At 57.1% G+C, this 24,031-nt stretch carries 17 protein-coding genes and 1 riboswitch; of the genes, 3 read left to right on the top strand and 14 right to left on the bottom strand.

All coding sequences use genetic code 11. The features are described 5' to 3' along the window. Position 1: 1 nt before the first annotated feature. The 4 genes from rsmA to lptD are packed head-to-tail and all read right to left on the bottom strand — an operon-like array spanning position 2 to position 5,497. The gene (gene rsmA / locus L3069_RS03445) at positions 2 to 823 is read right to left on the bottom strand and encodes a 16S rRNA (adenine(1518)-N(6)/adenine(1519)-N(6))-dimethyltransferase RsmA (RefSeq protein ID WP_003856423.1); all 822 of its coding nucleotides are present in this window, start codon (positions 821 to 823) and stop codon (positions 2 to 4) included. Then, positions 820 to 1,806: a 4-hydroxythreonine-4-phosphate dehydrogenase PdxA gene (gene pdxA / locus L3069_RS03450; protein ID WP_022647019.1), complete on the bottom strand. Its 987-nt coding sequence runs from the start codon at positions 1,804 to 1,806 to the stop codon at positions 820 to 822. The genes rsmA and pdxA overlap by 4 nt, the downstream gene beginning before the upstream one ends. Then, on the bottom strand, positions 1,806 to 3,092 hold the full coding sequence (gene surA, locus L3069_RS03455; RefSeq protein ID WP_003856417.1) for a peptidylprolyl isomerase SurA: 1,287 nt from the start codon (positions 3,090 to 3,092) through the stop codon (positions 1,806 to 1,808). The genes pdxA and surA overlap by 1 nt, the downstream gene beginning before the upstream one ends. A 53-nt stretch (positions 3,093 to 3,145) precedes the next feature. After that, entirely contained in the window at positions 3,146 to 5,497 is a 2,352-nt protein-coding gene (lptD, locus tag L3069_RS03460; protein WP_023299304.1) for an LPS assembly protein LptD, read from the bottom strand. 239 nt (positions 5,498 to 5,736) lie between these two features. Between lptD and djlA the strand changes: the two genes are divergently transcribed. Beyond that, positions 5,737 to 6,552: a co-chaperone DjlA gene (djlA, locus tag L3069_RS03465; RefSeq protein WP_023299305.1), complete on the top strand. Its 816-nt coding sequence runs from the start codon at positions 5,737 to 5,739 to the stop codon at positions 6,550 to 6,552. 31 nt (positions 6,553 to 6,583) lie between these two features. Here the strand turns inward: djlA and rluA are convergent, their stop codons facing one another. The 6 genes from rluA to araB form a co-directional block, all read right to left on the bottom strand. Beyond that, the gene (rluA, locus tag L3069_RS03470; protein WP_038415318.1) at positions 6,584 to 7,243 is read right to left on the bottom strand and encodes a bifunctional tRNA pseudouridine(32) synthase/23S rRNA pseudouridine(746) synthase RluA; all 660 of its coding nucleotides are present in this window, start codon (positions 7,241 to 7,243) and stop codon (positions 6,584 to 6,586) included. 12 nt (positions 7,244 to 7,255) lie between these two features. Beyond that, positions 7,256 to 10,162, bottom strand: a complete 2,907-nt coding sequence (gene rapA, locus L3069_RS03475) for an RNA polymerase-associated protein RapA (protein ID WP_023299306.1) — start codon at positions 10,160 to 10,162, stop codon at positions 7,256 to 7,258. A 127-nt stretch (positions 10,163 to 10,289) separates the two neighbouring features. Then, on the bottom strand, positions 10,290 to 12,647 hold the full coding sequence (gene polB / locus L3069_RS03480; RefSeq protein WP_038415320.1) for a DNA polymerase II: 2,358 nt from the start codon (positions 12,645 to 12,647) through the stop codon (positions 10,290 to 10,292). A 116-nt stretch (positions 12,648 to 12,763) separates the two neighbouring features. After that, the gene (gene araD, locus L3069_RS03485; RefSeq protein ID WP_022647024.1) at positions 12,764 to 13,459 is read right to left on the bottom strand and encodes an L-ribulose-5-phosphate 4-epimerase; all 696 of its coding nucleotides are present in this window, start codon (positions 13,457 to 13,459) and stop codon (positions 12,764 to 12,766) included. Between the two features lie 86 nt (positions 13,460 to 13,545). Beyond that, positions 13,546 to 15,048 (bottom strand): L-arabinose isomerase, encoded by a 1,503-nt coding sequence (gene araA, locus L3069_RS03490; protein ID WP_015572656.1) that lies wholly within the window; start codon positions 15,046 to 15,048, stop codon positions 13,546 to 13,548. A 10-nt stretch (positions 15,049 to 15,058) separates the two neighbouring features. Further along, complete coding sequence (araB, locus tag L3069_RS03495; RefSeq protein ID WP_038415321.1) at positions 15,059 to 16,768, bottom strand: ribulokinase; 1,710 nt, start codon at positions 16,766 to 16,768, stop codon at positions 15,059 to 15,061. A 335-nt stretch (positions 16,769 to 17,103) separates the two neighbouring features. On the opposite strand from araB, the gene araC reads away from it, so the two are divergent. Together araC and L3069_RS03505 are read left to right on the top strand one after the other, a co-directional pair. Beyond that, positions 17,104 to 17,949 carry an arabinose operon transcriptional regulator AraC gene (gene araC / locus L3069_RS03500; RefSeq protein ID WP_032625458.1) on the top strand — a complete coding sequence of 282 codons (846 nt, stop codon included), beginning with the start codon at positions 17,104 to 17,106 and terminating at the stop codon, positions 17,947 to 17,949. A 118-nt stretch (positions 17,950 to 18,067) separates the two neighbouring features. After that, positions 18,068 to 18,835, top strand: coding sequence for a DedA family protein (locus L3069_RS03505; RefSeq protein WP_017383796.1), 768 nt, complete (start codon positions 18,068 to 18,070; stop codon positions 18,833 to 18,835). Between the two features lie 43 nt (positions 18,836 to 18,878). Here L3069_RS03505 and thiQ read toward each other — a convergent pair whose 3' ends face one another. From thiQ to sgrR, 4 genes are all read right to left on the bottom strand, one after another. Next, the gene (gene thiQ, locus L3069_RS03510) at positions 18,879 to 19,580 is read right to left on the bottom strand and encodes a thiamine ABC transporter ATP-binding protein ThiQ (protein ID WP_032621321.1); all 702 of its coding nucleotides are present in this window, start codon (positions 19,578 to 19,580) and stop codon (positions 18,879 to 18,881) included. Next, on the bottom strand, positions 19,564 to 21,174 hold the full coding sequence (gene thiP, locus L3069_RS03515) for a thiamine/thiamine pyrophosphate ABC transporter permease ThiP (protein WP_022647028.1): 1,611 nt from the start codon (positions 21,172 to 21,174) through the stop codon (positions 19,564 to 19,566). The genes thiQ and thiP overlap by 17 nt, the downstream gene beginning before the upstream one ends. Continuing rightward, positions 21,150 to 22,133, bottom strand: a complete 984-nt coding sequence (gene thiB, locus L3069_RS03520) for a thiamine ABC transporter substrate binding subunit (protein WP_022647029.1) — start codon at positions 22,131 to 22,133, stop codon at positions 21,150 to 21,152. The genes thiP and thiB overlap by 25 nt, the downstream gene beginning before the upstream one ends. 31 nt (positions 22,134 to 22,164) lie before the next feature. Continuing rightward, a riboswitch (TPP riboswitch) is annotated at positions 22,165 to 22,265 on the bottom strand. A gap of 36 nt (positions 22,266 to 22,301) precedes the next feature. Beyond that, positions 22,302 to 23,957 (bottom strand): HTH-type transcriptional regulator SgrR, encoded by a 1,656-nt coding sequence (gene sgrR, locus L3069_RS03525; RefSeq protein WP_022647030.1) that lies wholly within the window; start codon positions 23,955 to 23,957, stop codon positions 22,302 to 22,304. Positions 23,958 to 24,031: the final 74 nt, after the last annotated feature.

The raw sequence follows: 24,031 nt of genomic DNA on the forward strand, positions 1-24,031 counted from the left end.
CTTAGCTCTCCTTCGGCGGCGCATTGTCGCTGATGTAATTAGCCAGCTTGCAGTACTGCTCTACGGAAATATTTTCCGCACGCATTGCCGGGTCGATGCCCAACTCAGCTAACACGTCAACGGTAAACAGATTGCCAAGGCTGTTACGAATCGTTTTACGGCGCTGGTTAAAGGCTTCTGTCGTTATACGGCTCAGCACGCGCAGGTCTTTGACCGGATACGGCATCGTTTTATGTGGCACCAGGCGCACAACCGCAGAATCCACTTTTGGTGGTGGCGTGAACGCGGAAGGCGGCACTTCTAATACCGGGATCACATTGCAGTAATATTGCGCCATCACGCTTAAACGACCATACGCTTTACTGTTCGGCCCTGCAACCAGACGGTTAACGACCTCTTTTTGCAACATGAAGTGCATGTCGGCAATGGCATCAGTATAGCTAAACAGATGGAACATCAGCGGGGTGGAGATGTTGTACGGCAGGTTACCGAACACGCGCAGCGGCTGTCCCATTTTTTCTGACAGTTCGCCAAAGTTCATGGTCATCGCATCCTGCTGATAAATCGTCAGCTTCGGCCCGAGGAAAGGGTGCGTTTGCAGACGCGCGGCCAGATCGCGGTCGAGTTCGATAACGGTCAGTTCGTCAAGGCGTTCGCCTACCGGCTCGGTCAGCGCGGCAAGACCCGGGCCGATTTCGACCATGGCCTGGCCTTTCTGCGGATTAATGGCAGAAACGATACTGTCGATCACAAACTGATCGTTGAGGAAGTTTTGCCCGAAGCGTTTACGGGCTAAGTGGCCCTGATGGACTCGATTAGTCATTGAGTATTAACAATCATTTTGATGGCGAGATTAAGCGCCGTGATAAAACTGCCGACATCCGCTTTTCCCTGGCCTGCCAGATCCAGCGCAGTACCGTGGTCAACGGACGTTCGAATAAAGGGTAAGCCGAGGGTGATATTCACCCCGCGACCAAATCCCTGGTATTTTAGCACGGGCAGACCCTGATCGTGGTACATCGCGAGTACGGCATCGGCTTTATCCAGGTATTTGGGCTGGAAAAGGGTGTCGGCAGGCAGTGGCCCGCTGAGGTTCATCCCCTTCGCCCGCATCTCCTCAAGCACCGGAATGATGGTGTCGATCTCTTCAGTGCCCATATGTCCGCCCTCACCCGCGTGCGGATTCAGGCCGCAAACCAGCACATGCGGCTGCGGAATACCGAATTTGGTTTGCAGATCGTGATGCAAAATGCCAATGATCTCACGCAGGAGTTCAGGCGTAATGGCATCCGGAATGGCTTTGATCGGCAGGTGCGTTGTTACCAGCGCAACGCGCATTGCTTCGGTTGCCAGCATCATCACCACTTTCGGGCTGTGCGAACGCTCTTCGAAAAATTCGGTATGCCCGGTAAACGGAATGCCCGCGTCGTTGATTACGCCTTTATGCACCGGACCGGTGATCAGGGCGGCAAATTCGCCCTGAAGGCAACCGTCACAGGCGCGCGCCAGCGTCTCGACAACGTAGTGGCCGTTTTCGATGTGTAACTCACCGGGGACAACAGGTGCACGGAGCGGAACAGAAAGCAGGGTGAGAGTACCAGCCTGCTGCGGTGCGGGCTGTTGGCCTTCAACGTAAGGGAGGAGCGTTAAAGGCAGACCGAGCAAGGCTGCCCGGTCTTGTAACAGTGTTGCATCTGCGCAAACAACCAACTCTACCGGCCAGCTGCGCTGGGCGAGCTGAACCACAAGGTCAGGCCCAATCCCGGCGGGTTCGCCGGGAGTGATCACAACACGATGCGGTTTCATTAGTTGCTCAACACTTTCACGTAAGCGCTGGCGCGTTGTTCCTGCATCCAGGTTGCGGCTTCTTCAGAGAACTTACGGTTAAACAGCATCCGATACGCACGATCTTTCTGCGCCGCGTCGGTTTTATCCACGTTGCGCGTGTCCATCAGCTGGATCAGATGCCAGCCGAAGGAGGAGTGCACTGGCGCGCTCATCTGACCCTTATTCAGCTTCATTAACGCATCGCGGAAAGCTGGATCGTAAATATCCGCTGCCGCCCAACCCAGGTCACCGCCCTGGTTTGCAGAGCCAGGATCCTGAGAGAACTCTTTTGCCGCTTTATCGAAGGTGGTTTTACCGCTCTTGATGTCTGCGGCGATCTGTTCCAGCTTTGCACGGGCCTGATCGTCAGTCATGATCGGAGACGGTTTGAGCAGGATATGGCGCGCATGCACTTCGGTAACCGAAATGTTCTGGCTCTGACCGCGCAGGTCGTTCACTTTCAGAATGTGGAAGCCCACACCGGAACGGATTGGACCGACGATGTCGCCTTTCTTCGCCGTGCTCAGCGCCTGGGCAAACAGGGATGGCAGCTCCTGAATACGACCCCAGCCCATCTGGCCGCCTTTCAGCGCCTGCTGGTCAGCAGAGTAGGTGATCGCCAGTTTGCCGAAGTCATCGCCATTACGCGCCTGCTCAACGATAGCGCGCGCCTGACTTTCCGCCTCAGCCGCCTGATCGGAGGTTGGGTTTTCCGGCAGTGGGATCAGGATGTGGCTCAGGTTAAGTTCAGTGCTGGCATCATTCTGATTACCCACCTGTTTCGCCAGGGCATCCACTTCCTGAGGCAGGATGGTGACGCGGCGACGGACTTCATTGTTACGCACTTCTGAAATCAGCATCTCTTTACGGATCTGATTACGGTAGGTGGCATAGCTGATGCCGTCATAGGCCAGGCGGCTACGCATCTGGTCCGGGGTAATGTTGTTCTGCTTTGCAATGTTGGCGATCGCCTGATCGAGCTGCTCGTCAGAGATCTTCACACCCATTTTCTGGCCCATTTGCAGGACAATCTGATCCATGATCAGACGTTCCAGGATCTGGTGGCGCAGCGTAGCGTCATCCGGAAGTTGTTGACCTGCCTGGCCCGAGTTGAGCTTTACAGATTTCATCAAACCGTCAACGTCACTTTCAAGCACGACGCCGTTGTTAACCACAGCCGCGACTTTATCGACAACCTGTGGGGCCGCGAAGCTGGTATTCGCAACCATAGCGACACCGAGTAGCAGCGTTTTCCAGTTCTTCATACTTTTTCCATTTCAATTAACCGCAAAGCGGATTACGTTGTAAATCAAGCACATTACAATGAACTACGATACGGCAGAATGTTCGAGCGCAGCATCTGCTGCGTGCCCAGACCGTAGTTAGAGCTCAGGCCGCGCAACTCGATATTAAAGCCAATCACGTTATCGTATTTGCCCTGACTGTTTTGCGTATCCCAGCCGTTAAGTTTGCGTTCGTAACCGACACGTATTGCGTAACAGCAGGAGTTATATTGCAGACCCAGCATCTGGTCAGCAGGTTTTTGGGCATTCGTGTCATAGTAGTACGCTCCGACGACTGACCAACGATCGGCGATCGGCCAGCTCGCGGCGGTACCCACCTGTGAAATACCGTCTTTGTATTGGTCTGTATTCGCATAGTTTGGCAGTGTCGCCTGGATATACTCCGGGCTGGCGTAACGGTACGTCAACTGCAACATGCGATCTTCATCACGACGATATTCGATGGCAGCGCTGCCCGTCGCGATATTGTCCAGTCGTGTATCGTACTGAACACCACCGCGCAGACCCCAACGATCCGTCATACGCCAGTAGGTGTCGCCCGCCCATACCAGTGAGCCCGTTTTGTTGTCTTTCTCCCAGTTAATGTCGTCATCACCGGTACGAGACTCGGTGAAATAGTAGATTTGACCAACAGAAACGTTAAAACGTTCAACGGCAGCATCATCATAAATGCGCGTTGTGACGCCGGTCGTTAACTGGTTAGCAGACGCAATACGGTCAAGGCCGCCGTAGGTACGATCGCGGAACAGGCCGCTGTAGTCTGATTGCAGGAAGGACGAGTCGTAGTTTTGAATTTTGCTCTGATCGCGATAAGGCACGTACAGATACTGCATACGTGGCTCAAGCGTCTGGGTGTATCCATCCGCGAGAAGAGCCATGTCACGTTCGAAAATCAGCTTCCCGTCCATTTTGAATTGCGGAAGCGTACGGTTTACCGACTCTTCAAGATCGGTGCCATAGCGTTTGTTATACCAGTCCAGATTTTTCTGCTGATAGTGGGTGGCCATCAGCTTGGCTTCGGTATTCAGGCTTGCCCAGTCGTTTGACCACGGCAGATTGATCGTCGGCTCGATATGCAGACGCGTTGATTCCGGCATATCCGAGTTGGTGTTGACGAAATGGACCGCCTGAGCGTAAACGTGCGTGTCGAAAGGACCCACATCGTTCTGGTACCAGTTCACGTCCAGCTGCGGCTCTGCACCATAGGTACTACGCGATTGCGTATCAAATACCTGGAACTGCTTGGTCGACACCGTCGCGTCAAAGTTCTCAATGGCGTAGCCCACGCTGAATTTCTGCGTGGCGTAACCGTCGGTACTGGACCCGTATTTAGAGTCGAAGTCGTTGAAGTAATACGGATCGCTGACTTTGGTGTAGTCGATGTTGAAGCGCCACACCTGATCCAATACCCCGGCGTGCTTCCAGTAGTACATCCAGCGGTGCTTATCACCTTCGCTCGGATGTTCGTCCTGGAACACCTTATCTGATGGCAGATAATCAAACTCCATCAGACCCGCGCCCGCTTTGGTCAGATAGCGGAATTCGTTCTCCCACATGATGTTACCGCGCTTATGGATGTAGTGCGGCGTGATCGTGGCGTCCATGTTGGGCGCAATGTTCCAGTAGTACGGCAGGTAGAACTCAAAGTAGTTCGACGTGCTGTACTTGGCGTTCGGGATCAGGAAGCCTGAACGACGTTTGTCACCCACAGGCAGTTGCAGGTAAGGACTATAGAAAATGGGCACCGGGCCGAGTTTAAAACGGGCGTTCCAGATCTCTGCAACCTGTTCTTCACGGTCGTGGATCACTTCGCTGCCCACAACGCTCCAGGTATTTGACCCTGGCAAACAGGACGTAAACGAGCCGTTTTCGAGAATGGTGTAGCGGTTCTCGCCGCGCTGCTTCATCAGGTCTGCGGTACCGCGCCCCTGACGACCGACCATCTGATAATCACCTTCCCAGACGTTGGTGTCTTTGGTATTCAGATTCGACCAGGCTTTCGGACCTTTCAGGATGACCTGATTGTCGTCATAGTGCACATTACCCAGCGCATCCACCGTACGGACAGGCGCCTGAGCACCTTCCGGCTGCTTCTGGTGCAATTGCACTTCGTCAGCCAGCAGACGGCTGTTTCCCTGGTTAATATCGACATTGCCCGTAAAGGTTGCATTGTCAGGATAATTACCTTTTGCGCTGTCGGCATTAATGGTGACGGGTAAGTCATTCGTATCGCCTTTCACCAGTGGGCGATTGTAACTTGGGACGCCAAGCATACACTGCGAGGCGAGATCGGCTGCGAGCCCCTGTTGGCTATACAGGGCGGTGCCAATCATTGTGGCCAGAAGGGTGGGGATACGTTTTTTCATACGTTGTATTTTATTGTTCCGTCATCAGTGGCTACGGCTTACAAACGCTCAGAGACTATCTTACTCATCAGCGCAGTACCAGCGTTAATCCTGCCCGTTTGCGCGCCAGAGTGTTAGGCTCGCTATCGAATGACGAGTATGATAATGCAAATTATAGGCGATGTCCCTCAATTGACCGTGGCGCGACCACTGTAATGATGGCGTTGCGTCGGCCAGGAACATGACCATTCGGGGAGTATATGCAGTATTGGGGTAAAATAATCGGCGTTGCGTTCGCAATTATTATGGGTGCCGGATTCTGGGGTGTTGTTCTTGGCCTCATTATCGGCCATATGTTTGATAAAGCACGCAGCCGCAAAATGGCCTGGTTTGCCAACCAGCGCGAGCGCCAGTCACTCTTCTTCTCCACCACCTTCGAGGTGATGGGGCACTTAACCAAATCAAAAGGGCGCGTAACGGAAGCCGATATTCAGGTTGCCAGCGTCTTTATGGATCGCATGAATCTGCACGGCGAATCCCGCGTCGCGGCGCAGAATGCATTCCGGATTGGTAAAGCGGATAACTACCCGCTGCGTGAAAAAATGCGGCAGTTCCGTAGCATCTGCTTCGGGCGCTTTGATTTAATTCGGATGTTTCTGGAAATTCAAATCCAGGCCGCCTTCGCGGATGGCTCTCTGCATCCGAATGAACGGGACGTCCTGTATGTGATTGCTGAAGAGCTGGGCATTTCCCGCATGCAGTTCGATCAGTTCCTGCGCATGATGCAGGGCGGCGCGCACTTTGGCGGCGGTTATCAACAGCAATCGTCCGGTGGCGGCTGGCAGCAGGCGCAGCGTGGCCCTACGCTTGAAGATGCCTGTAATGTCCTCGGCGTGAAGCCCTCTGACGATGTCACGACCATCAAACGCGCCTATCGTAAGCTGATGAGCGAGCACCATCCGGATAAGCTGGTGGCGAAAGGCCTGCCGCCTGAGATGATGGAGATGGCGAAACAGAAAGCGCAGGAAATCCAGAAAGCCTACGAGCTGATTAAAGAGCAGAAAGGTTTTAAATAAAAAAATGGCCCGACAGTGTCGGGCCATTTTTTCAGAAGTCCACCGGGGCTTTGAACGTCATGGCGTTGCCGAAAGCAGGGTGGGTGATGGTGAGCGTCTGCGCATGCAGTTGCAGGCGCGGCGCTAACACCAGCGCTTCCGGCGGCGCATAGAATCTGTCACCCAGAATCGGGTGACCCATCGCAAGCATATGCACACGCAGCTGATGGGAGCGCCCAGTAATCGGCTTCAGCAGGACGCGCGCGGTATTATCCGGCGCGTACTCCAGCACTTCATACTCGGTCTGCGCAGCCTTGCCGGTTTCATAACACACCTTCTGCTTTGGCCGGTTCGGCCAGTCGCAAATCAGCGGTAAATCCACCAGCCCTTCCGCCTGCGCCGGATGGCCCCACACGCGGGCGACATACTGCTTCTTCGGCTCGCGCTCGCGGAACTGACGCTTCAGCTCACGTTCTGCCGCCTTATTAAGAGCCACCACAATCACGCCGCTGGTCGCCATATCCAGACGATGGACAGACTCGGCCTGGGGATAATCGCGCTGGATACGCGTCATCACGCTGTCTTTATGCTCTTCCAGACGCCCCGGCACGGACAACAGGCCGCTCGGCTTGTTAACCACCATAATGTGCTCGTCCTGATACAGAATGACCAGCCACGGATCCATCGGGGGATTGTAGGGCTCCATTACCATTTTGCGCTCCGCTTACTGATGCGTCACAACGATAAGACGCAGGGCGTCGAGACGCCATCCCGCCTGATTCAGACTTTCCAGCACCTGCTGGCGGTTGCTCTCAATTGCGGCCAGCTCATCGTCACGAATGTTCGGGTTCACCGCTTTCAACGCTTCCAGACGCGACAGCTCGGCAGAAAGCTTCTCATCGGCTTCGCTGCGCGCCGCATCAATCAGCACTCTGGCCGCTTTTTCGGCCTGGGTTTCACCCAGTTGCAGAATGGCATGCACGTCCTGTTGCACCGCATTCACCAGCTTGCTGCCGGTATGGCGGTTCACCGCGCTCAACTGACGGTTGAAGCTTTCAAACTCCACCTGGCCGGCCAGATTCGTACCGTTTTTATCCAGCAGCAGACGCACCGGCGTTGGCGGGAGGAAACGGTTAAGCTGAAGCTGTTTCGGCGCCTGCGCTTCCACAACGTAGATCAGCTCCACCAGCAGCGTGCCCACAGGCAAGGCTTTGTTCTTCAACAGGGAAATGGTGCTGCTGCCGGTATCGCCGGAGAGGATCAGATCCAGACCGTTGCGGATCAGCGGGTGCTCCCAGGTAATGAACTGTGCGTCTTCGCGGGACAGCGCCACATCACGCTCAAAGGTGATAGTGCAGCCGTCTTCCGGCAGGCCCGGGAAATCCGGCACCAGCATATGATCGGACGGGGTCAGCACGATCATGTTCTCGCCGCGATCGTCCTGGTTTATACCGACGATGTCGAACAGATTCATGGAGAAGCTGATCAGGCTGGTGTCGTCGTCCTGCTCTTCAATGCTTTCGGCCAGCTGCTGCGCTTTTTCACCGCCGTTGGAGTGGATCTCCAGCAGGCGATCGCGACCCTGCTCCAGCTGCGCTTTCAGTGCGTCGTGCTTCTCACGGCAGGATTTAATCAGCTCATCAAAGCCCTCACTATTTTCAGGCGCGGCCAGGTAACCGATCAGATCGCCATGGACCTGATCGTAAATGGTGCGGCCGGTCGGGCAGGTGTGTTCAAACGCGTCCAGCCCTTCGTGGTACCAGCGCACCAGCACGGACTGGGCGGTTTTCTCCAGATACGGCACGTGGATCTGAATATCGTGCGCCTGCCCGATACGATCCAGACGGCCGATACGCTGCTCCAGCAGATCCGGGTTAAACGGCAGATCGAACATCACCAGATTGCTGGCGAACTGGAAGTTACGGCCTTCAGAACCGATTTCAGAGCACAGCAGAACCTGCGCGCCGCTGTCCTCTTCACCAAACCAGGCTGCTGCACGATCGCGCTCAACTATGGACATGCCTTCGTGGAACACGGCGGCGCGAATGCCTTCGCGCTCACGCAGAACCTGCTCCAGCTGCAATGCGGTAGCGGCTTTGGCGCAGATCACCAGCACTTTCTGGGAACGGTGAGCAGTGAGGTAGCCCATCAACCACTCCACGCGCGGATCGAAGTTCCACCAGGTGCCGGTGTCGCCTTCGAATTCCTGATAAATCTGCTCCGGGTAGAGCATGTCGCGCGCGCGATCTTCCGCAGATTTACGGGTACCCATAATGCCGGAGACTTTAATCGCCGTCTGGTACTGGGTCGGCAGCGGCAGTTTGATGGTGTGCAGCTCGCGTTTCGGGAAGCCTTTCACGCCGTTACGGGTGTTACGGAACAGCACGCGGCTGGTACCGTGGCGATCCATCAGCATGTCGATCAGCTCTTTACGCGCGGATCCCGCATTATCGCTGTCGCTGTTCGCGGCCTGAAGCAGCGGCTCAATATCCTGCTCGCCAATCAGATCGCTGAGAGTGTTAAGTTCATCATTAGAGAGACGATTACCGGCCAGCAGCAGCGCGACGGCGTCCGCCACCGGGCGGTAGTTTTTCTGCTCTTCAACAAACTGCTCAAAATCGTGGAAACGGTTGGGATCGAGCAGACGCAGACGGGCGAAGTGGCTCTCAAGACCCAGCTGCTCCGGCGTAGCGGTCAGGAGCAGAACGCCCGGTACGCGCTCGGCAAGCTGCTCAATCGCCATGTATTCACGGCTTGGCGCGTCTTCGCTCCAGACGAGGTGATGCGCTTCGTCGACGACCATCAGATCCCATTCAGCGTCGCACAGATGCTCCAGGCGCTGCTTGCTGCGGCGCACGAAGTCCAGGGAACAAATGACCAGCTGTTCGGTTTCAAACGGGTTGTCCGCGTCGTGCTGGGCTTCGGCATAGCGCTCATCGTCGAACAGGGAGAAGCGCAGGTTAAAGCGGCGCAGCATTTCAACCAGCCACTGATGTTGCAGCGTTTCTGGAACCACAATCAGCACGCGCTCGGCAGCGCCAGAGAGCAGCTGCTGGTGCAGGATCATGCCTGCTTCGATGGTTTTACCCAGGCCCACTTCATCAGCCAGCAGCACGCGAGGCGCATGGCGACGGCCCACGTCATGGGCGATATTCAGCTGATGGGGAATAAGGCTGGTACGCTGACCGCGCAGGCCGCTCCACGGCATGCGGTACTGCTCACTCTGAAACTTACGCGCGCGGTAGCGCAGGGAGAAGCGATCCATTCGGTCGATTTGCCCGGCAAACAGACGGTCCTGTGGCTTGCTGAACACCAGTTTGCTGTCGAGCAGCACTTCACGCAGGATGACATTTGTCTCGTCGGTATCAAGACGCGTTCCGATGTAGGCGAGCAGTCCATTCTCTTCTTTTACGTCTTCAACCTTCAGTTGCCAGCCGTCATGGCTGGTCACGGTATCACCCGGATTGAACATTACGCGGGTAACAGGGGAGTCATTGCGAGCGTACAGGCGGTTTTCACCGGTAGCAGGGAAAAGGAGGGTAACCATGCGCGCATCGACGGCAACGACGGTTCCTAATCCAAGTTCGCTTTCTGTATCGCTGATCCAGCGTTGACCAAGTGTAAAAGGCATAGTTGTTCGGCTCTAATCTTTAATTGCAGGCAATAGTTCGACCCCGTCAAAAAAGACGGTCATCGAAAAATGGGTCCGGGAATGGAAAGGGCGCTATGGTACTGGATGGCAACGGTTTCGTCACGCGTCAAAATAGCCCAAGTTGTCCTGTCACTAGTGTAGCAAAGTCGTCGTTGATGAACGGTAAAATTCCCTCCGCAACAGGCTGAAGCTGGCGGGTCAGGTAGTGATCGTAATCGAGCGGAGACTGCTGGTAATCAACGGGTTCTGGTCCGTTCGTTGTCCAGACGTATTTGATCGTTCCCCGGTTCTGATACTGCGGCGCGCGGCCCCGTCGAACGTTCTCTTCATCCGCCAGTCGCGCCGCGCGGACGTGCGGAGGAACATTACGCTGGTACTCCGCCAGCGGGCGGCGCAGGCGCTTGCGATACACCAGCTGCGCGTCAAGTTCGCCCGCCATCAGGCTGGCTATCGTCTCGCGCACGTAGTCCTGATACGGCTCATTGCGGAACACCCGCAGATAAAGGGTTTGCTGAAACTGCTGTGCCAGCGGCGTCCAGTCGGTGCGCACTGTCTCCAGCCCTTTAAACACCATCCGCTGCTTGTCGCCTTCCTGAATCAGTCCGGCGTAGCGCTTCTTGCTGCCCTGGTCGGTTCCGCGAATGGTCGGCATTAAGAAGCGGGCAAAATGGGTTTCAAACTCCAGCTCTAACGCGCTGGTTAACCGCTCTTTTTGCAAATTTTCGCGCCACCAGGCGTTCACGAAGGCGACCAGTTCTTTGCCGATTTGCGCGGCGTCGTCTTCTGAATGGGCCGATTTCAGCCAGACAAAGGTGGAATCGGTGTCGCCATAAATAACGTCATAACCCCGGGATTCAATCAACGCTTTGGTCTGGCGCATAATGTCGTGCCCGCGCATGGTGATGGACGACGCCAGACGCGGATCAAAGAAGCGGCAGGCGCTGGTGCCCAGCACCCCGTAAAAGGCGTTCATAATGATTTTCAGCGCCTGTGAGAGCGGCTTGTTGCCGTGGCGTTTTGCCTCGTCGCGGCCGTGCCAGATGTTTCCCACGATCTCAGGCAGGCAGTGTTTTTCGCGCGAGAAGCGTGCCCCGAGAAAACCTTCAGTACTGTGCGCATCGTCTGGCTGCGCCATCCCCTCGACCAGCCCTACCGGATCAATCAGAAATGTGCGGATAATCGACGGGTACAGACTTTTATAATCCAGCACCAGCACCGAATCATACAGCCCGGGCCGTGAATCCATCACGTAACCGCCGGGGCTGGCCTGCGGCGGCACGTCGCCGAGGTTAGGGGCGACATAGCCCGCCCGGTGCATCCGCGGGAAATAGAGGTGGCTGAAGGCCGCTACCGAGCCGCCGTGCCTGTCGACCGCAAGGCCGTTCACCGTCGCCCGCTCCAGCAGGAAGGGCATGATCTCGGTTTTGTGGAAGATCTGCGTCACCAGCTCGCAATCTTTCAGGTTATAGGTGGCGAGCGCGGGTTTGTCTTCATTAAAGCGCCGGTCGATCTCGTCCATTCGGTCCCAGGGATTGTCGATGGATTTACCTTCGCCGAGCAGTTCCTGGGCGACCGCTTCCAGCGAGAAGGAAGAGAAGTTCCAGAAGGCGGATTTCAGCGCCTCGATGCCGTCGATAATCAGGCGACCGTTAGCCTGCGCGAAGAAAACACCGTTCTTAAAACCATGCTCACGCCACTCCAGCTCGCTGTTGCCGCGCCCCAGAATCAGCGGGATACGGTAACGCTCGGCATGTTTTTGCAGCACGCGCAGGTCAAACTGCACTACGTTCCAGCCGATCAGAACATCCGGATCGTGCTCGGCAAACCACTGGTTGAGCTTCTCCAGCAGTTGCGGGCGGCTGTTGACGTACTCCAGATTAAAATCCAGCGCGGACGCATCGCCGTTTGGCGGCCCGAGCATATAGACAACCCGCTGCCCACAGCCTTCCAGACCAACGCAGTACAGTTCGCCGTGGCGGGTGGTTTCGATATCCAGCGAGACCCACTTGAGCGGGGGGCGATAATTCGGGCTAGGCTTGAGGCGCGCGTTAACGATCCTGCCATTTTGCGCGGTGCCATCTACCCAGACGGGGGCGGTGATAAACCGCTCCATCAGAAAGCGTTCAGGCGGGCGAATATCGGCCTCGTAAAGCGTCACGCCCGCTTCACGGAGCAGTTTTTCATAGCGCATTAACTGGCGATGGGCGCGGCAATAGAGGCCGTAAACCGGCTGGCGGTGGAAATCTTTCAGTTCAAGCGGGGTTATGCGCCAGCCGTTTTCGCCGCGCAGCATTTGTTTCACTTTCTCGACGTGAGCTTCAGGAATAAAGGCCACGGACTCCTGCGGCGGGAGCGTAACGTTTAGCGGGCCGTTGTCCGTTGCCAGCCAGAATTCAACCTCAGTACCCTGAGGGGTATCCCGCCAGTGTCTGGTCAGTAAAAAGCCTTCTTGCGCCTGCGTCACGGCGTTATCCCATAAAACAAAACCAGGCCTGATTATAGCCTGGTTGAGGGGTGTTTGCTGGGGTTTTATACAGTGCCTGTTCAGTCGGATGGCGCTGCGCTTATCCGGCCAACAAGCTACTGCCCGTAATACGCTTTCGCGCCGTGCTTACGCAGATAATGCTTATCGAGCAGGGTTTGCTGCATATCCGGCAACTGCGGTGCCAGCTGGCGGCAGAAGATCCCCATGTAGGCGACTTCCTCCAGCACGATCGCGTTGTGCACCGCGTCCTCCGCGTTTTTACCCCAGGCAAACGGACCGTGGGAGTGCACCAGCACGCCGGGCATTTGCGCCGCGTCGATACCCTGTTTTTCGAAGGTTTCGACGATCACGTTCCCGGTTTCCCATTCGTACTCACCGCCGATCTCCGCATCGGTCATCAGACGCGTGCAGGGAATGGTGCCGTAAAAGTAGTCCGCGTGGGTGGTGCCGGTGGCCGGAATTGGCTGGCCCGCCTGCGCCCAGATGGTCGCGTGACGCGAATGGGTATGCACAATCCCACCGATGGTCGGGAAGGCCTGATACAGCAGGCGGTGAGTGGGCGTATCGGAGGAGGGCTTTTTATCGCCTTCAACCACTTCACCCGTTTCGATGCTGACCACCACCATATCTTCCGCGGTCATCACCGTGTAATCCACGCCCGAAGGCTTGATCACGAACACGCCTTTTTCCCGGTCAACGGCGCTGACGTTGCCCCAAGTCAGGGTCACCAGGTTATGTTTTGGCAGCGCCAGGTTGGCTTCGAGTACCTGACGTTTGAGATCTTCTAACATTGTCGTCTCCTGCCGGATGGCGCTGCGCTTATCCGGCCTACAGAACCGTAGGCCCGGTAAACGAAGTGCCACCGGGCATTCAGGGCTTAGCGTTTTGAACCGTAATAGACTTCGTTCCAGCGCAGCGCGTCTTTAAAGGCTGGCAGACGGGTGTCGTTATCAATCACGGTCAGTTCGATGTCGTGCAGCTCGGCAAACTGACGCATATCGTTCAGGTCAAGCGCGTGGCTGAAGACGGTGTGGTGCGCGCCGCCGGCCAGGATCCAGGCTTCCGACGCGGTTGGCAGGTCAGGTTGCGCTTTCCACAGGGCGTTCGCGACCGGTAGTTTCGGCAGAGAATGCGGAGTTTCCACAGCATCGACGCAGTTCACCAGCAGGCGGAAACGGTCGCCGAGGTCGATCAGGCTGGCGTTAATGGCCGGGCCGGTACGGGTGTTGAAGATCAGACGGGCCGGATCCGCTTTGCCGCCAATGCCGAGGTACTGCACATCGAGGATCGGTTTCTCTTCGACGGCGATAGAGGGACACACTTCCAGCATGTGCGAGCCGAGCACCAGATCGTTGCCGTTCTCGAAGTGGTAGGTGTAGTCCTCCATAAAAGAGGTGCCGCCCTGCAGACCGGTTGACATCACCTTCATGATGCGAAGCAGAGCGGCAGTTTTCCAGTCGCCTTCGCCCGCAAAACCGTAGCCCTGCTGCATCAGACGTTGTACCGCCAGACCCGGGAGCTGTTTCAGGCCGTGGAGATCTTCAAAGGTGGTGGTGAAGGCATGGAAGCCGCCCTGTTCCAGGAAGCGCTTCATGCCCAGTTCAATGCGTGCGGCATCCAGCACGTTCTGGCGCTTGTCGCCGTTGACCTGTGCCGCAGGCGTCAGGCGGTAGCTGCTTTCGTACTCGTCCACCAGCGCGTTAACGTCGCCATCGCTGATGTCATTCACCACCTGCACCAGGTCGCCCACTGCCCAGGTATTCACGGAGAAGCCGAACTTGATCTGCGCGGCCACTTTGTCGCCGTCGGTTACGGCAACTTCACGCATGTTGTCGCCGAAACGCACCACTTTAAGGTGACGGGTATCCTGCTTAGAGACCGCCTGACGCATCCAGGAGCCAATGCGTTTTTGTGCCTGACCGTCCTGCCAGTGCCCGGTCACTACGGCATGCTGTTGACGCATGCGCGCGCCGATGAAGCCGAACTCGCGGCCGCCGTGCGCGGTCTGGTTCAGGTTCATGAAGTCCATGTCGATGCTGTCCCACGGCAGGGAGGCGTTGAACTGAGTGTGGAATTGCAGCAGCGGTTTGTTGAGGATAGCCAGGCCGTTGATCCACATTTTGGCTGGCGAGAAGGTGTGCAGCCACACCACCAGGCCAGCGCATTTGTCATCGTAATTGGCATCGCGGCAGATGTTAGTGATTTCGTCCGGCGTAGTACCCAGCGGCTTCAGCACCAGTTTGCACGGCAGTTTGGCTTCCGCGTTCAGCGCATTCACAACGTGCTCCGCGTGTTTCGTCACCTGCTGCAACGCTTCCGGTCCGTATAAATGCTGGCTGCCAATCACAAACCACACTTCATAATTATTAAAAATGGTCATTATCGTGTCCTTAAAGTGTCAGGGTTGCCGTAGTGTCCGCGGTGCTTTTGGCCGGGGCGGCGACAGGGAGATAGTGAAGTTCGGCGCTTTTTGCCCATTGCTGGTAGCGCTGATAAAGCTGTTCAAAGCGTTGTGCCTGCTGTGCCTGCGGCTGGAGCGTACTTTCGACGGCGCTCGCCATATGCTGTTGCGCGATCGGGATATCCGCATGGACGCCTGCGGCCACGGCCGCGAAAATCGCTGCGCCCAGCGCACAGCACTGATCGGAAGCCACAATTTGCAGCGGACGGTTGAGCACATCGCAGCAGGCCTGCATGATCACCGGGTTTTTACGGGCGATACCGCCCAAAGCCATCACGTTGTTCACGTCAATGCCCTGCCCGGTGAAGCACTCCATAATGGCGCGCGCGCCGAACGCGGTGGCGGCGATCAGGCCGCCAAACAGCGCGGGCGCGTCGGTCGCCAGGTTGAGATCGGTAATCACCCCTTTCAGACGCTGGTTGGCAAACGGCGTACGACGGCCGTTGAACCAGTCCAGCACCACCGGCAGGTGATCGAGAGACGGATTTTTTGCCCAGGCTTCGGTGAGCTGCGGCAGGAGCTGTTTTTTGCTCGTGGTAATCTGGTTTTTCAGTTCAGGATGCGCGGCCGCCAGCTGATCCAGCGGCCAGCCGAGCACCCGGCCAAACCAGGCGTAGATATCGCCAAACGCGGATTGACCCGCTTCGAGGCCGATAAAATCGGGCACCACGCTGCCGTCAACCTGACCGCAGATGCCTTTCACTGCGCGGTCACCGACGCTGGCTTTATCTGCCGTCAGAATGTCACAGGTGGAGGTGCCGATAACTTTTACCAGCGTGTTGGGCTGCGCACCCGCGCCCACGGCCCCCATATGGCAGTCGAACGCGCCGCCGGAAATGGTCACGTTTTGCGGCAGACCGAGGCGTTTCGCCCACTCTTCGCAGAGCGTGCCGACAGGAATATCGGCGGTGAAGGTGTCGGTAAACAGCGGGTATGTCAGGTTTTTGTTGATGATCGGGTCGAGTTCATCGAAGAACGCTGCCGGAGGCAGACCACCCCAGCTTTCATGCCACAGCGATTTATGCCCGGCGCTGCAACGGCCACGGCGAATAGCCTGCGGACGAGTGGTGCCGGAGAGCAGGGCGGGAACCCAGTCGCACAGCTCAATCCATGACGCCGCTGCCTGTGCGACCGACCCATCCGCGCGGGTAACGTGCAGGATTTTTGCCCAGAACCATTCGCTGGAGTAGATCCCGCCGATGTAGCGCGAGTAGTCGGTTTTGCCCGGCTGGTGGCATAAGCGGGTGATGGCTTCCGCCTCTTCCACGGCGGTATGGTCTTTCCACAGCACAAACATGGCGTTCGGGTTATCGGCAAACTCCGGGCGAAGCGCCAGTACGCGGCCTTCTGCATCAACCGGGGCCGGCGTTGAACCGGTACTGTCGACGCCAATCCCCACGACGTCGGCCCGCTGGGCATCCGTCAGCTCCGCCAGCACGGTTTTGATCGCCGCTTCCATTGATTCAATGTAATCGCGCGGGTGGTGACGGAACTGGTTGTTCGGCGCATCGCAGTAGCGCCCCTCTTGCCAGCGCGGATACCACTCAACGCTGGTTGCTATTTCCTGGCCAGTCGTACAGTCCACTGCCAGCGCGCGAACTGAGTCGCTGCCAAAATCGAGGCCAATTGCAATTGCCATGGTGTTGCTCCATCCAAAACAGGTATGGAAGAACATTAGAGACTGGGGACAAAAATCGTCAGGCAGGATCCGCTAATCTTATGGATTAAATTGCTGTTACGATTGAAAGTGTGACGCCGTGCAAATATTCAATGTGGACATTTCTGCCGTACTTATAGACACTTTTGTTACTGCTTATCCGCCCGTGCTGGCGGAGAAATCAGGGGAAAAGGCTGAAACATGGCGGACGTAAAAGAGGCGTGATGCTTTTTGGATCTTTTCGCGGGCCATTTTTATACTGCTTTTATCGATATGGACAATTGGTTTCCTTCAGGACCCTTGGGAGAACTGAATCTATGGCCGAACCGCAAAACGATCCCCTGCTGCCGGGATACTCATTTAACGCCCATCTGGTGGCGGGGCTGACGCCCATTGAGGCCGAGGGGTATCTCGATTTCTACGTCGATCGACCGCTCGGAATGAAAGGGTATATTCTGAACCTGACCGTTCGCGGGGAAGGGGTGATTAAAAACGGCGATCGGCAGTTTATCTGCCGCCCTGGTGATATGCTGCTGTTCCCGCCGGGGGAGATCCACCACTACGGGCGCCACCCGGATGCCAAAGAGTGGTATCACCAGTGGGTCTATTTCCGTCCGCGCGCCTACTGGCAGGAGTGGCTCTCGTGGCCGGCCATTTTCGCGCAAACCGGTTTTTATCGCCCGGATGAGGCGCATCTGGCGCAGTTCCGTGAGCTGTTTGCACAGATTATTGAGGCAGGGCAGGCGGGAGGGCGCTACGCCGAACTGCTGGCCATCAACCTGCTTGAACAGGTGCTGCTGCGCCGCATGGAGGCCATCAACGAGTCGCTTAATCCGCCGCTGGACAACCGCGTCCGCGACGCCTGCCAGTACATCAGCGACCACCTTGCCGACAGCCAGTTTGATATTGCCAGCGTCGCCCAGCATGTGTGCCTGTCGCCGTCACGGCTGTCGCATCTGTTCCGCCAGCAGCTTGGCGTGAGCGTACTCAGCTGGCGCGAGGATCAGCGCATCAGCCAGGCGAAACTGCTGCTCAGCACCACCCGAATGCCTATCGCCACCGTCGGGCGTAACGTTGGCTTTGAAGATCAGCTCTATTTCTCTCGCGTGTTTAAGAAGTGCACCGGTGCCAGCCCGAGCGAATTCCGTGCGGGATGTGAATAATCGGTAAACATTCAGGTGAACTTCAGGCGCATCTTGTAAACTATTCAGACAATTGATGCCTTGACGCGGTGCAGGGCGCTAAGCAGAATCGCTGATTCGTTTTCTGACCGGAATAGTTATGCAGGCATTGCTGGAACATTTTATTACCCAGTCCGTTATGTATTCGCTCATCGCCGTGGCGCTGGTGGCGTTTCTGGAGTCGCTGGCGCTGGTCGGGCTGATCCTGCCCGGCACCGTGATGATGGCGGGGCTTGGGGCGCTTATCGGCAGCGGCGAGGTCAATTTCTGGCAGGCGTGGATGGCCGGTATTATCGGCTGTTTGCTGGGGGACTGGATCTCCTTCTGGCTGGGCTGGCGCTTTAAGAAGCCGCTACACCGCTGGTCGTTCATGAAAAAAAACAAAGCGCTGCTGGATAAAACCGAGCACGCGCTGCACCAGCACAGCATGTTCACCATCCTCGTGGGGCGCTTCGTTGGGCCAACGCGTCCACTGGTGCCGATGGTGGCCGGGATGCTGGATCTGCCCGTCGCGAAGTTTGTGGTGCCGAATATCATCGGCTGCGTCTTCTGGCCGCCGTTCTACTTCCTGCCGGGTATCCTGGCGGGCGCGGCGATTGATATTCCTGACGGTATGCAAAGCGGTGAGTTTAAATGGCTGCTGCTGGGTACGGCGGTGCTGCTGTGGCTGGCGGTTTGGCTCTGCTGGCGCCTGTGGCGCAGCGCGAAAGCGAGCGTCGATCGCCTGACCCGCTATCTCCCGCGCACGCGCCTGCTCTGGCTGGCCCCACTTACGCTCGGCGTGGCGGTGGTAGCGCTGGTGGCGCTGATCCGCCACCCGCTGATGCCGGTGTACGGCGAGATCCTGTTGAAGGTGGTGAGCCGTTAAGGTGTTTTCCCTCTCCCCGTGGGAGAGGGTTAGGGTGAGGGCATCAGACCGCACGAATACCCAACAATGAAGATGCCCCTGCGTTACCACTCAGAAGTTCTTCTGTTTCTCCATCCCACAAAATACGGCCCTCCGCGATCACCACCGATCGCGGCGCGATGCGTGCGGCATCTTCAATGCTGTGCGAAACCATCAGCATCGTCAGTTGTTCGCGCTCGCACACCTCCTCAACCAGCGAGAGCATTTCCTGACGCAGAGCCGGGTCGAGCGCCGAAAAGGGTTCGTCGAGCAGCAGCAGCGGCTGCTCGCGCACCAGACAGCGTGCCAGCGCCACGCGCTGGCGCTGGCCGCCGGAAAGCTCCCCCGGTAGTCTGTTGATAAACGCAGACAGGCCCATTTGTTCGGCGATCGCCTCCAGCGTCTGACGCTGCGCAGCACTGAGCTTTAACCCCGGATCCATACCCAGCGCGATGTTCTGCCAGACCGTAAGATGATTGAACAGATTGTTTTCCTGAAACAGCATCGACACCGGGCGCTTAGCCGGCGGAGCGTAGGTAAACTCGCCGTTATCAATGACGATCGACCCGCTGGCAGGTTGCAGAAAACCGGCGATCAGATTGAGCAGGGTACTTTTTCCGGCCCCGCTGGGGCCAAGCACTGCGATTCGCTCTCCCTGACGAACGGAGAGGGTAAAACGCATTGGCAGGTGCTCATAAAGCCAGGTTACATCAGTCAGTTTTAACATCACGCCCCGGAAGTTTTTCGATAACGGTAAATAACGCAAAGCACAGCAGCAACAGGAGCAGCGCCGTGACGGCGCCGTCCTGGCTACGGTAAGAGCCAATTTGCTGATAAAGCCAGAACGGCAGCGTGCGGAAATCCTCGTTGCCGAAGAGCGCCACTACGCCAAAATCGCCAATCGACAGCACGCAGGCAAACGCCAGCGCCTGGGCGAGCGGACGTTTCAGTGCGCGCAATTCTACCACCTTCAGGCGCTGCCAGCCCTGCATGCCCAGCGACTGACACAGCAAGCTGTAGCGGCTGTTGACGTCGCGCATCGGGTTTTCCAGTACCTTGAGCGCGTAAGGGATGGCCATCAGTGCGTTGGTAAAAATGACGATGCCGTCGGCGCTTTCCGGCAGGCCGATGGTGCTGTTGAACAGTAAAAAGAATCCGGTCGCCAGCACAATGCCCGGCATCGCCAGGATCAGCATACCCGTCAGTTCCAGCGCGTGTCCGGCTTTACGGGCATGACGCGCGTACAGCTCGCGGCTGCTCCAGAGCAGCATCATGGTCAGAATCACGCACAGTAGCCCGGCTGCCAGCGCAATGCGCAAGGAGGTCCACGTCGCTTGCCACAGGACAGGTTGTTGCAGTACCGACAACACATTGCGATTCAGTCCATCAACGATAACGGCCAGCAGCGGGGGCAGCAAAAGCAGGAGTGCCAGTGCGATCAGCATAAAATCCGCGACGCGGCTATACAGGCTGTCCTGCGGATCGCGCCAGCCTGTCATGTTATTGCTTCCTGCGGGGATCGTTTTGCTTAGCCTCTGGCTGAGTAACACCAGTGCCAGACAGCATACCATCTGCACGATCGCCAGCAGCGCGGCGCGGCCCGGATCGTAGTCGTAACTTAAAGCCTGATAGATCGCCAGCTCAATGGTGGTGGCCTGCGGCCCGCCGCCGAGAGAAAGTACGGTCGCGAAGCTGGCGAAGCAGAGCATAAAGATTAGCGCGGCAACCGGGGCAATCTGGCGTCGCAGCCACGGCCATTCGACAAAGCGGAAGAACGACCAGCCGCGCATGCCAAGCTGGGCGGCAATCTGACGCTGCTCACCGGGAATGTTTTCCAGCGCCTGTAAAAAGAGGCGCGTGGCCATCGGCATATTGAAAAAAATATGCGCCAGCAGAATGCCTTTCAGGCCGTATGGCGAGAAGGTCCATTCCAGACCAAGCAGGTTGAAAAGGAATGCCAGCCATCCCTGCCGACCATAGACGCTCAGAATGCCGAACACCGCCACCAGCACGGGCAGGATCAGCGTCATCGCGCACAGCCGCAGCAGGGCAAGCCTGCCGGGGAAACGTCTGCGATAGAGGGCGCGCGCGAGGAAAATGGCCGGGAGCGTCGACAGCAGCGCGGAAAGAAACGCCTGCCAGAAGGAGAAACGGATGACGTGCCAGAGATAGCTGTCGTGCCAGAGGGCAAGCAGATCGCTCTCTGGCGCGTTAAACCACAGCGCAAGGAATGCACCCAGGCTGACGACCACCATCAGTATAGCGGCGAGCAGCCCGGGAACTAACCAGCCGGGGATCAGCGGCTGACGGCGCGTTGCCATTCACTTATCCATGCGGCGCGCTGGGTGGCAACCTGCTGCGGCGTAAATTCCAGGGAGGTTTGCGGTTTGTTCAGCTGCTCAAAACCTGCCGGCAGCGCAACATCAGTGACCGGGTACATCCAGTTTCCTGTCGGAATAGCATTCTGGAATGCCGGTGAAACCATAAACTTCAGGAATTTCTCGGCGAGCTCCGGCTGTTTGCTCGCGGCGGTGCGGGCGGCCACTTCCACCTGCAAATAATGCCCTTCAGCAAAGTTCGCGGCAGCGTAGTTGTCTTTCTTCTCGGCGATAATGTGGTAGGCCGGAGAAGTCGTGTAGCTCAGCACAAGGTCGCTTTCGCCTTTCAGGAACAGGCCGTAGGCTTCGCTCCAGCCTTTGGTGACGGTAACGGTTTTCGCAGCCAGTTTCTGCCACGCCTCAGGCGTTTTGTCGCCATAGACTTTCTGCATCCACAACAGCAGCCCCAGACCCGGCGTGCTGGTGCGCGGATCTTCATAAATCACGCGCCACTTCTGATCGCTTTCGACCAGCTCTTTCAGGCTTTTGGGCGGATTCTTCAGCTTGTTTTTATCGTAGACAAACGCAAAGTAACCGTAATCAAAGGGAACGAAGGTGTCGTTTTTCCAGCCGCCCGGCACGTTGACGGCATCTGCCGCCACGCCGCTTTTGGCGAACAGTCTGGTTTGAGTGGCGGCTTGCAGCAGGTTGTTATCCAGCCCGAGCACCACGTCGGCTTTGCTGTTTTTGCCTTCCATACGCAGCCGGTTAAGCAGAGAGACACCATCTTCCAGTGCCACGAATTTCAGCTCGCAGTTGCAGTCGGCTTCAAAGGCTTTTTTCACCGCCGGGCCGGGGCCCCAGTCGGCGGAGAAGGAGTCGTAGGTGTAGACCGTCAGGACAGGCTTAGCAAAAACAGGCAGCGCAAACAGCGCCAGCAGAGGAAGAACGTTTTTTAACACTTTGCACCTCAGGGTTGAGTGGCAAAGGATTTTGAGAGACAGCCTCAAATCCCTTCGCCGGCGTTATCCGGATCAGGTTCGACGGGTATTATCTCAGCGCACATCAGTGATGCAGCACCCCGTTGAGAACGGCGCTATTGTAATGATTTGGTGAATATTACGAAAGCGTTATGGCTCCGGCGGCGCAAACCACGCGGATTTAAAATCAAACCAGCCCAGGGTATTCATTCGCAGGCCGCGCATGCTGCGCTGACCCTGGATCAGCAGCCAGTGGTGAATCAGCGGTACGATCGTCTGCCCGGCCAGCAGCTCCTGACACCAGGCGGCCAGATCCATTTCTCCTGCCCGCCACCGTGCGGCGTCTCGCTGCCAGTCCCGATTGATACAGTGCTGAATCAGGGGCACTTCATACAGGTGAGAGAAGAGCGAAAAATCAAGCGGCAGCGTGAAGTTCGCACTGTTGAGCCAGATATCGCTGATAACATCTCCACGGTGCCATTCATCATAGTCCACTTCCTGTATCGCCAGCGTCACGCCCTCGGCTGCCAGCAGCTTACTCATGATCCTTGCGATAAACCGGTGTTCAATGTGATCGCGATAGTAGCTGAGGGTGATGGTCTCCAGTCCGGCAGGTTTTTCACTGCGTACTGGCTGCGCATGGTGCCAGCGCGGAAGCAGGCCATAGGCCGGGAACCACCAGGTCTGGTATTGCTCCTCTGCGTGATAAATCAGGTTAGCGGGCGCCAGAACATGGCTGATCCACCTGCGTACGTCGTGATTCGCCCCGCGATGGCTGCGGCTATCGAAGAGCAGGTAGTAGCAGCCCTCCTCCAGGCGGCTTTCGAACGCCTTTTCACCGGCTGTTGGCCCTTCCAGCGTCAGGCCTGCGCTCAGCTCTTCGTTGAGATCCGGCAGTACCCAGACGTTGACTTCGTCGATCAGCGCCCTATAGCCAAAGTAATCATCAAAGGCGCGGATCTTCAGCTGATTACTGTTGTTCCGTGAAACGGAGTAGGGGCCCGTACCAATCGGCTGGCTGGAAAAATTGTTCAGGGATCGCCACTCGGCAGGCAGGATCATCGAGGGCACGTAGCCCAGAAGCCACGGAAGCCATTTGTCCGGCTGCGATAGCTCAATATCCAGCGTCCATGCCGTTGGGGAGTGGATCCGCGCGATATGCGAGTAGAGCGGCAGCGTGCGGGCGCGTTCTAAGGAGTCGATAACGTCGCGCATCTCCAGCTCGCGTCCATGGTGGAAATGAATGCCGGGACGTAAAAAGAAGCGCCAGTGCAACGGAGACACCTGTTGCCAGTGATGGGCAATATCCGCTTCCAGTTCCCCGTTTTCCTCATTTATCCGCGTCAGGCCGCTAAAAATCTGCCGGGCCATGTGGGTTTCAGAGCGACGTAACGCCGTACCGGGCAACAGATTTTTCATTGGGCGATAGTAAAGCACTCGCAGAATGTGGCGTCCCTGACGAAAGCTGCGTCCCAGATGCGAGACCAGCATCTGGCGCACGGCGGCTTTGTCGCCCACCAGCTGGACCAGCTGATCGATGCGGTCTTGCTCCAGCAGATCCTCCGCCCGCTGTTGCTGCAACGCCAGGCCGGTATAGAGGAAAGTCAGGCGCGAGCGCTTACCGCGTCCGGCTTCGGCCTCCCAGTTTAGCCAGCCCTGCTGCTGCATGGTGTTAAGGAGGGTACGCATATGACGCCGGGAGCAGTTGAGGAGCTCAGCCAGCTCGTTCAGCGTGGTCTCCTGCGATTGCCCCTCGCAGCACTGCCAGAGGCGGATAAATTGTTGTTGCAGACGACCAGAAGGCATAAAAGAGGAACTCCTGACAAAAAATCAGCAATTTATTAATCCCTATATTAAGCCAATAATCCTTATCGATGAAG

This window comes from Enterobacter cloacae complex sp. ECL411, assembly GCF_021869665.1.
GTDB lineage: Bacteria > Pseudomonadota > Gammaproteobacteria > Enterobacterales > Enterobacteriaceae > Enterobacter > Enterobacter intestinihominis.